The 8,815-nt window shown below is 70.8% G+C and carries 7 protein-coding genes and 1 tRNA gene; 6 read left to right on the plus strand and 2 right to left on the minus strand.

Features of this window, described 5'->3' with window-relative positions:
• Positions 1-561, plus strand: a 561-nt coding sequence (locus H5J30_RS09845; RefSeq protein ID WP_181787041.1) for a LuxR C-terminal-related transcriptional regulator, incomplete at its 5' end; no start/stop codon positions are given.
• A 68-nt stretch (positions 562-629) separates the two neighbouring features.
• Here the strand turns inward: H5J30_RS09845 and H5J30_RS09850 are convergent.
• Both H5J30_RS09850 and H5J30_RS09855 read right to left on the minus strand, forming a co-directional pair.
• Positions 630-4,250, minus strand: coding sequence for an NB-ARC domain-containing protein (locus H5J30_RS09850; protein ID WP_181787042.1), 3,621 nt, complete (start codon positions 4,248-4,250; stop codon positions 630-632).
• Between the two features lie 434 nt (positions 4,251-4,684).
• The gene (locus tag H5J30_RS09855) at positions 4,685-5,173 is read right to left on the minus strand and encodes a YajQ family cyclic di-GMP-binding protein (protein WP_181787043.1); all 489 of its coding nucleotides are present in this window, start codon (positions 5,171-5,173) and stop codon (positions 4,685-4,687) included.
• A 185-nt stretch (positions 5,174-5,358) separates the two neighbouring features.
• Here H5J30_RS09855 and H5J30_RS09860 point away from each other — a divergent pair.
• The 5 genes from H5J30_RS09860 to H5J30_RS09880 form a co-directional block, all read left to right on the plus strand.
• Positions 5,359-5,443: transfer RNA gene (locus tag H5J30_RS09860), tRNA-Tyr, on the plus strand.
• Positions 5,444-6,118: 675 nt separating this feature from the next.
• Complete coding sequence (locus H5J30_RS09865; RefSeq protein ID WP_181787044.1) at positions 6,119-6,673, plus strand: hypothetical protein; 555 nt, start codon at positions 6,119-6,121, stop codon at positions 6,671-6,673.
• Between the two features lie 312 nt (positions 6,674-6,985).
• Complete coding sequence (locus H5J30_RS09870; protein WP_181787045.1) at positions 6,986-7,366, plus strand: DUF2255 family protein; 381 nt, start codon at positions 6,986-6,988, stop codon at positions 7,364-7,366.
• Positions 7,367-7,447: 81 nt separating this feature from the next.
• A complete protein-coding gene (locus H5J30_RS09875; RefSeq protein WP_181787046.1) occupies positions 7,448-8,248 on the plus strand; it encodes an SAM-dependent methyltransferase in 801 nt (266 codons plus the stop codon).
• A gap of 109 nt (positions 8,249-8,357) precedes the next feature.
• Positions 8,358-8,815: AfsR/SARP family transcriptional regulator (locus H5J30_RS09880; RefSeq protein WP_508470409.1), on the plus strand; the 458-nt coding region annotated here is incomplete at its 3' end.

Consider the following 8,815-nt stretch of genomic DNA (forward strand, 5'->3'; position numbering starts at 1 on the left):
GCCGCCGTCGGCGACGCCCCCGCCCTGGTCGCCGCGGTCGCCGCCGACCCCCCGGACGTCGCGGTCGTCGACGTCCGCATGCCCCCGGGCCACTCCGACGACGGCCTGCGCGCGGCACTGGAGATCCGCGAACGGTGGCCGGAGACGGGGGTGCTGGTGCTCTCGCAGTACGTCGAGCGGCGCTACGCCACGGAGTTGGTCACCGGCAGCACGGGCGGGGTCGGGTACCTGCTGAAGGACCGCGTGGTCGAGGTCGACGAGTTCCTCGACGCCCTGGACCGCGTGGCCGCGGGCGGCACGGCCCTCGACCCCGAGGTCGTACGCCGCCTCCTCACCCACAGCACCCGTACCCACCCGCTGGACCGCCTGACCCCCCGCGAACGCGAGGTCCTGGACCGCATGGCCCAGGGCCACACCAACGCGGCGATCGCGACCCGGCTGCACGTCTCCCAGAGCGCGGTGGAGAAGCACGCCAACGCGATCTTCGACAAGCTGGACCTGGGCCGCACGGAGGGCTACAGCCGCAGGGTCCTGGCCATCCTGCGCTACCTGGAACCGTGACCGCGGCCCCGGCCGCCTGCCGCGCACCCTCTGCGATCTTCCCTGGACAGCAACGCTGATCAGCGGAGTCAGCCTTCGCCGGCTGCCGCTGATCGGCGGCCTCCGCGATTGCCGGTGCCGCCCAGGTGGCGTAGCTCGAAGAGGTGCTGGCCGCGGCTGCCCGCGGCGGCGAGGACCGGGGTGCGGCCCGCCCAGGCGCAGCCCGTCAGCTCGTCGTCGGTGCGTACGAGCGTCGCGAGGCTCAAGTCGTGGACGTTCCACACCTGGATCTCCCCGCCCGGGACCACGGTGGCGAGCCAGTGGCCGTCAGGTGAGACCGCCAGCGCGTTCACGCGGTCGGCGTGGCCGGTGAGCACGGCCGTGGATTGGCCGGTCATCGAGTCCCACAGGCGTACGGCCCCGTCGTTGCCGGCGGAGGCCAGCCAGGTCCCGTCAGGGGAGAACACCACCGAGTGCACTCGACGGGCATTGACCGTGATGGTGTACGCGCCCGACGCCACGTCCCACACACGTACGGTCGCGTCCTCACCCGCGGTGGCCACTCTGGTGCCGTCGGGGGAGATCGCCACCGATGTCACCGCGCGTGTGTGACCGGTGAGGACGGCGGTACATCTGTGGGTACGGCTGTCCCACAACGACAACTCCTTGTCGTCACCGACCGCGAGCCACAGACCGTCGGGAGAGATCGCCACCGGCCCGAGCGGGTGCCCGCCGCGGAGGATGCGGCACAGGCCGCCGGCGGGGTCCCACAGCCGCAGGCGCCCCGGCCTGTCGCTGGTGGCCAGCCAGGAGCCGTCCGGCGAGATCGCGACCGAGACCCGGGAGGTGCGGCCTGATACATGGGTACCGCTGGGAACGTCGAAGAGGGTGGCCGTGCAGTCGCCGGTGGTGCGGTCCCACAGGCGTACGTTCCCCGTCGCGTCGGCGGTGGCGAGCCACGTGCCGTCCGGTGAGACCGCCACCGAGACCCGGCCGCTGTGGCCGGTGAAGGCGTCGCCCGCGGCTCCGGGCCCGCCTCGCGGCCGTGCGGTCGTCCGGCGCGGCGCCCCCGCAGCGGGCCTGCTCGCCGAGGCATCCGCGTCAGGTGCGGTGTACAAGTCCCACAGCCGCACCGTCGCATCGGCGCCGGCGGAGGCCAGCCAGGTCCCGTCAGGGGAGAACACCACCGAGTGCACTCGCTTGGTGTGGCCGGTGCGGGTGCCGATGCACTCGCCGGTGGCACGGTCCCACAGGCGGACGTTCCCCATGTCGTCGCCGGTGGCGAGCAGGATGCCGTCAGCGGAGAAGGCCGCCGCTTGCACCGTGTCGGGGTTGCCGGTGAGGTCGATGGGGCGGGGATCAGCGGGGTCCCACGAGAGGGGCGTCAGGTCCGCTCTGCGGGCCGTGCCCAGGCGGCGGGCGAGGGAGATCGCCGCCGATGTCACCGGGGCGGCGTCGACGGTGCGGCCGGTGGCGGTTCCTTGTTCGCACCAGCCACCACCGGCCAGCGTTACCGTCCCGTCCGCGGAGCCGGCGGCGTGCCATGCCCCGTCGGGGGAGATCGCCAGTGACGGCCCCCCTGCCGCGTAGCCGGCGAGGCGGAACGTGGCCGTGCCGGTGGTGGGCGACCAGCGGTGCATCTTCTTGTCCGCGCACACGAGGAGCCAGCGGGCGTCCGGGGAGATCGCCATCGATTCCGGCTTTCCGTCGAAGTCGTCGAGGGTGGCGATGCACTTGCCGCTGATCCGGGACCACAGCCGCACCTTCGCGTCGTCACCGGCGGTGGCGAGCCAGGTCCCTTCCGGCGAGATCGCCACCGATGTCACCCGAGCCGTGTGGCCGGTGAGGGTGGCGGTGCAACTGCCGCTGGCGCGGTCCCACAGCCGCACCGCCCCGTCCGCGTCACCACTGGCGAGCCAGGTGCCGTCGGGGGAGATCGCCACCGTATTGACGGTGGTGGTGTGGCCGGTGAGCGTTGCGGTGCAGGCGCCGCTCACGCGGTCCCACAGGCGGACCGTCTGGTCGCCGGCGGAGGCGAGCCAGGTGGCGTCGGGGGAGATCGCCACCGACAGCACCTCCCACGTGTGGCCGGTCAGAGTGGTGAGCAGGGCTTGGTCGGGGAGGTCGGGTGGGGAGACGGTGTCGGCCAGGAGGGGCCGTACGGGAGAGGCGGGCAGGCGGTCGGTGGTCCGGCCGCTCCAGGGCGGGGAGAACGCCATCCTGCTGTACAGGGTGTTGAGCACGAGCGGGGCCGGGTCGGTGGGGGCCAGGAGGTGGGTGCACTGCGCCAGCGCGCGGGCGCGGGCTCCGGCAAGGCCGGTGGGGATCTGACTCAGGTCGCGTACGGGCGCGTTGGCGCCATGGTGGATCAGGCGCTGCTCCACCCACCGCAGGTCACTGGCGACGGCCTCGGCCAACTCGACGCGTTCCCCCGCCACCAGGTGCTCGATCAGGTGGTCCTGGAGGTAGCCGTCCTCCAGCTCCCACCACGCGGCGTAGGAGGTCCCCCCGTACCCGCGCGGCGGTTCCGCGTCGGGAAGGCCCTCGGCCGCGGCGTCGGGCAGCTGCCGGTTGAGCGCGGCGAGCCGGAGCGGGGGGTGGGTGCTGAGGAGGTAGTCGCGGATCACGTCGTGCAGGCTGACGCGCCCGCCGTTCTCCGGGGTGAGCGAGAGGAGGGACAGCCCTGCCAACTCGCCGCACAGAAGACGGGAGTCGCGTTCGCTCAGCCCGCCGGTGGCCGCCCAGAGGCGGGTGATCAGCGGCAGGGGCACGGCCTCGTCCTCCGCGAAGACCGCGAGCTCCGCGAACCGCGCCCTGCCGCCCCGGGGCAGCAGCCCGGTGGCCGCCTCGACGGTGGCGGAGACCGCGCGCCGGCGTTCCTCCGGGCGGTCCACGTCGACGGTGCCGCGCCTGGGGTCAACTCCCTGGGGCCCGTGGAGACGTAGCTCCTGCAGTACCTCCTCGGCGGCCCCGGCCGGACTCTGCCCGGTGTCGACGCGTGCTCGGATCTGCCGGTTCACGAGGCGGAGGAGCAGGGGCCAGCGGCCGGTGGTGTCCAGCAGGGCGCCGGTGGTCCGCGGGGGGAGGTCGTCGAGTTCCCACGTCAGGACCGTACGGGCCTGATCGAGCGTCATCTGGTCGACCTGGATCGCGCGGGCTCCGGCGGGCAGCAGGGCCGGAACGCGGGTGGTGACGAGACGGAGGCACTGCCTGCCACCGTGGAGGAAGGGGTCCAACTGCTCGGCCGTCCACACGTCGTCGAGGAGCAGCAGGACCGGCTTGCGCTGGTCGAGCAGCCGGCCCAGGTGGCGCCCGGCGTCGGCCGGGTCGGTGAACTGCTCGGTGTCCCCGGTGACGAACCGCGTGATCTCGGCGACCCGCGCGGTGATGTCCGCCCGGCCCCGTACCTCCCGGCCGATCGTGAAGCGGTACACCCCGCCCTCATACCGTTTGCGCACCCGCGGGCCGGCGCACACCATCTCCGCGAGCGTGGTCTTGCCGAAGCCCCCCGCGCCCCAAAGCGACGTGGTGATGCCCACCGTCGACCCGCGCTCGCACACCGCGTCCTCGGCCCGCCGCCGCTCCTCGCGGTCCACGAACCACGCCGGGACGGCGCCGGGTTCCGGCGCGGGCAGCCGGCCCCGGGCGGCGGGCGCGGCTTCCTGCCGCCAACCGCCCCAGGCGGCAACGCCGCCTCCGGCCAGGGCCAACGCCCCGAAGACGGCCCACCCGCCGGGCAGCGATACGCCGGAGGCCCCCTGTAACCCCCCGACGAGGACGCCACCACCGGCCAGGAGCGCCCCTCCCGTCTGCCGCCGCCGCACCCTCGCACCTCCGTTCCGCGCTGGCTGTCCGCGCGGGCCCGACCGGGTCCGGCCCCGCGCAGTGCCAGCAAGCGACCAGAATAGCAGGAAGCGCCTCTGACCTGCGGTAATAGGGATTGTCCAGGCCCTTGCTCCCGCCACAGCCGGGGGCACTTTCGAGGTGAAGGAACGCATCGGGTCGTACCCGCGTGTCCGCGCCGGCCCCGCTTGCGGACCACCGGAGCCGACGGACAGCCGGGCCATCAGCCTGGCAGCCACCGGTCCCGAACAGTCGAAACGGCCCACCGAAGGAACCGACGGGCCGTCACGAAAGATGGAAGCTAACGGTAGTTGACGAACTGCACGGCGAAGTCGAGGTCCTTGCCCTTGAGGAGGGAGATGACCTCCTGCAGCGAGTCCCGGCTCTTGGAGGTCACGCGCAACTCGTCACCCTGCACCTGCGCCTTGATCCCCTTGGGCCCCTCGTCGCGGACGATCTTCGCCAGCTTCTTGGCGTCGTCCTGGGAGATGCCCTCCTTGACGGTGGAGTACAGCTTGTACTCCTTCCCGGACGCCTGCGGCTCCCCCGACTCCAGGGCCTTCAGCGAGATCCCCCGCTTGACCAGCTTGGACTGGAAGATGTCCAGCACGGCCTTGGCCCGCTCCTCGGCGTTGGCCCGGATCTCGATCCGCTCCCCGGACCAGGCGATGGCGGCGCCGACACCCTTGAAGTCGTAGCGCTGCGAGATCTCCTTGGCGGCCTGGTTGAGAGCGTTGTCGACCTCCTGCCGATCGACCTTCGAGACGATGTCGAAACTGGAGTCGGCCATCTTCGGTGCGCTCCTCGTGCACTGGTTCCCTGATACCGCACCCCGGTCCCCGGGGCCGTGCCCCAGCCTAGCCACCCCACCCGACCCACGAGCCCCACAACCGAGTGGCGAACCACCCCCGGCCATCGGGTATGGTTTACGACGTTGCCAGGCGGCCCCAGCGGCCGGACCAGGCGGCATCCCTAGGCGGTGTGCCCGAGTGGCCAAAGGGAGCAGACTGTAAATCTGCCGGCTCAGCCTTCCCAGGTTCGAATCCTGGCGCCGCCACCACCACGAAACGGCCCCTGACCTGCAACTACGCAGGCCCGGGGCCGTCCGCGTCCCCGGGTTCGAAACCCCGATCCGTCTCATTCGATGCCGTCCGCACCTGCCTTCCCTCAGAGTGTGTGGACGAGGCGTGGACGGAGGAAGCACATCCATGAGCAGTGGCCGAGGAGGCTGCTGTCCAGGCTCACGCTCACACCCGATGCGCACCCCAAGGTGCGCGGCGATGGTGCACGTTACGCAGCTGCACGCGTGGATCACCGCCGGACCGGCCCGGGACTGCAGCAACCCCTTCGGTGGGAGTAACCGAGGGTCATGGCAAGTGAAGGCTCAACTGGATTCGTAGGAACTCCGACCCCACGATCCCACGTGCCGAGAGACATCCCTGCGCCGGTCTGATCAGCCATGCACACCATCGCGGACTCGACTCCCCAGGATCTGCCACATGCTGAGCCGCCTCTCGCTAGGCTGTTCCCATGCACCAACTCGATATCACGCCCCTTCCAAACTAATCGAACCAATCGCCCTGACTGCGCATGGTGAAAATCCATGCAGGCGCGTAATGCGAGCACCTAGCTTCAAATGCCAAGAGGCACGCTTCGCCTGACACTGGGTGGAGGTGCTTCCGGGTCGGTGCACCCCGGAGATCTTCCGTCGAGACGACAGAGGAGGACGAACAACGTGAACTATCTGACAATTATTTCGTCCGCCATCGCCGTCAGCTCCGCCGTCCTGTCCTTCTGGGCACTTCGCAGCCGGAACCTGCAGCTGGGCTACGACCTGGCCCGTAGCCTAAGTACAGAACTGACCTCGGCGGAGATATCCGCTACACGAAGCCGCTTATCCTTCTATCGGCGAGGGCTGGCAGAGTTCAACGACGATGTACTCAACGAGTATTTTTCGATGCTCTGGCGTATCGAACGTATCCGCATAGGGCGGCAGAGCCTTGCCGAACAACGCCTCGTCAGCGGCACGAAGCCTGTGGTCCGCTTTCTGGATGACAACATTCGTTGGCACATCGGTGAATGGGCCATCCACTGGCCGGAACTACGAAGTCGAGTACAGGCCGACCTTCGATTACGAGGCAACGAACCGCTTGACGATCACGAATCGCTCCGCGCACTTCTGCGCATTTCCCAGGAAATCGACGACTTACGGCACGACGCCGTTGCGGCGATGTATGAGCTCGGGCGGGTTGTAACCGCCGAACAGGGCGCATCGAGTGAAGCACCTTGAGATGTTTCCAGTGCATGAGCCAGCGAGTCGGCCGCGGCGCCGAACTTGGATCCGACAGGGGAGGAAACACTTGAGTCGCCCGGAGTGGTGCAAAACAGCCGCCGGAACGGGAGAGGGTGCAGGTCAATGGGTGCGCTCCCCGCCCGTGCGGGGATGGTTCCGCGGTGTTCCCTCTGAACTGCAGCAAGCCACTTCGGCTCGCGTCTCCTCCGAATTCACCTGTCCAGTCTGGGTGGGAATGCGGGAGTGGGTCGTCTCGTCTAGATTCCGCACTGATGGGTGTTCCCGGGGGGCGTGAGTGGAGGAGTGGTTATGGCGGATTGGACTGCTGAGGAGCTTGAGCGGATCGGGACCGCGGAGGAGTTGAATCTTCAGTCGTTGCGCGGTGACGGCAGTCTGCGGGATCCCGTGACCATGTGGGTCGTGCGTGATGGGGACGACGTCTACGTCCGGTCCGTGAAGGGTGCGCAGGGGCCGTGGTTCCGGGGGACTCGGGCGCGGCTGGCGGGGCATGTGCGGGCGGGTGGGGTCGACAAGGATGTCGCCTTCGTGGATGTGGCGGAGGGGGGTGACCTCACTCCGCGGGTGGATGCCGCGTACCGGGAGAAGTACGGGCGGTATCCGGCGGACATCTTCGGGAGCGTCGTGACTCCGCAGGCCCAGGCCGCCACCCTCCGGCTCGTGCCGCGCTGAGCGGGGGCGGGCGTCTCGTCGCGGGGCGTCGGCGGGGATACCTTGTGCGCACTGCTCGCGTGCCGCAGAGGGGTGGCTGCCATGGGAGAGAACCACGCGCCGGTCGACGACTCGGTGCCGCATTCGGCGCGGATCTGGAACTACTGGCTCGGCGGCAAGGACAACTACGGGCCCGATCGCGAGGTCGGGGACCAGATCGCCGCCGCGAATCCGCAGATCGTGGAGATAGCGCGGGCCCAGCGGGGGTTCCTGAAGCGGGCGGTGCGGTGTCTTGCCGCCGAGCACGGGGTGCGGCAGTTCCTCGACATCGGCACCGGGCTGCCCACCGCCGACAACACCCACGAGGTCGCCCAGCGCGTCGCCCCCGGCTCCCGGGTCGTCTACGTCGACCACGATCCCCTCGTCCTCGCCCACGCCCGCGCGCTGCTCGCCTCGACGCCCGAGGGCGCCACCGACTACATCGACGCCGATCTGCACGACCCCGACGCCATCCTGGCCCGGGCGCGCAAGACGCTGGACCTGAGCCGGCCCGTCGCCCTCGTGCTGCTGGGGACCATCGCGCACGTCACCGACGACACCGCGTACGGGATCGTCGGGCGGCTGATGGCCGCGTTGCCGGGGGGCAGTTTCCTCGTGCTGTGCGACGACACCGAGGTCCTCCGGCCGGAGGCGATGCGGGAGATGATCCGGCAGTGGAACGAGGCCGGTGAGAATCCCCGGATCAACCGCAGTCCCGCCCAGCTCGCCCGGTTCTTCGACGGGCTGGAGATGCTGGAGCCGGGGCTGGTGTCGGTGTCGCTGTGGCGCCCCGAGGCCGCCGACATCGGTGCCCCCGCCGCGGTCGACGATTTCGGTGCGGTGGCCCGTAAGCCCTCGCTATAGGCTGCGCACACCTGTTCCTCCCGGAGGGAGCCGCCGTGATCGACACCACCGTTCCGCACGTCGTGCGGGGGCGGAGCCAGGGGCCGGGCGGCGGGGTCGGTCGCCGGCCGTGACCGCCCGCGTCGAGCTGGCTTTTCTGTCGCACGTCGCGTTCCGGGGGCGGGAGATCACCGCGCCGCGGGTACGCGGCCTGCTCGCCCTGCTCGCCGGGGAGCTGCGGGGCGGGTGCAGTGTGGCGCGGCTCGTGGACGGGCTGTGGGGCGAGGAGTTGCCGGCCGATCCGGCCAATGCGCTGCGGATCCTGGTGTCGCGGGCGCGGGCGCAGGTGGGGGCCGGGGTCGTCGTGAGTACGGCGGCCGGCTACCGGCTGGAGCTGGCGGCCGGGCAGGTGGACACCGAGGTCGTCGTGCGGTGCGCCGAGGACGCGGCGCGGGCCGTACGGGCCGGGGAGCACGCCGCGGCGCTGGCCGCCGCCGAGGAGGGGCTCGGGTACTGGGAGGCGGCGCCGGAGGCGGCGGGGGTGCCGGGGGATCCGGTGGCGGAGCTGCGCGCCGCGCGGGCGCCGGT

This window comes from Streptomyces phytophilus (assembly GCF_013870535.1).
GTDB lineage: Bacteria > Actinomycetota > Actinomycetes > Streptomycetales > Streptomycetaceae > Streptomyces > Streptomyces phytophilus.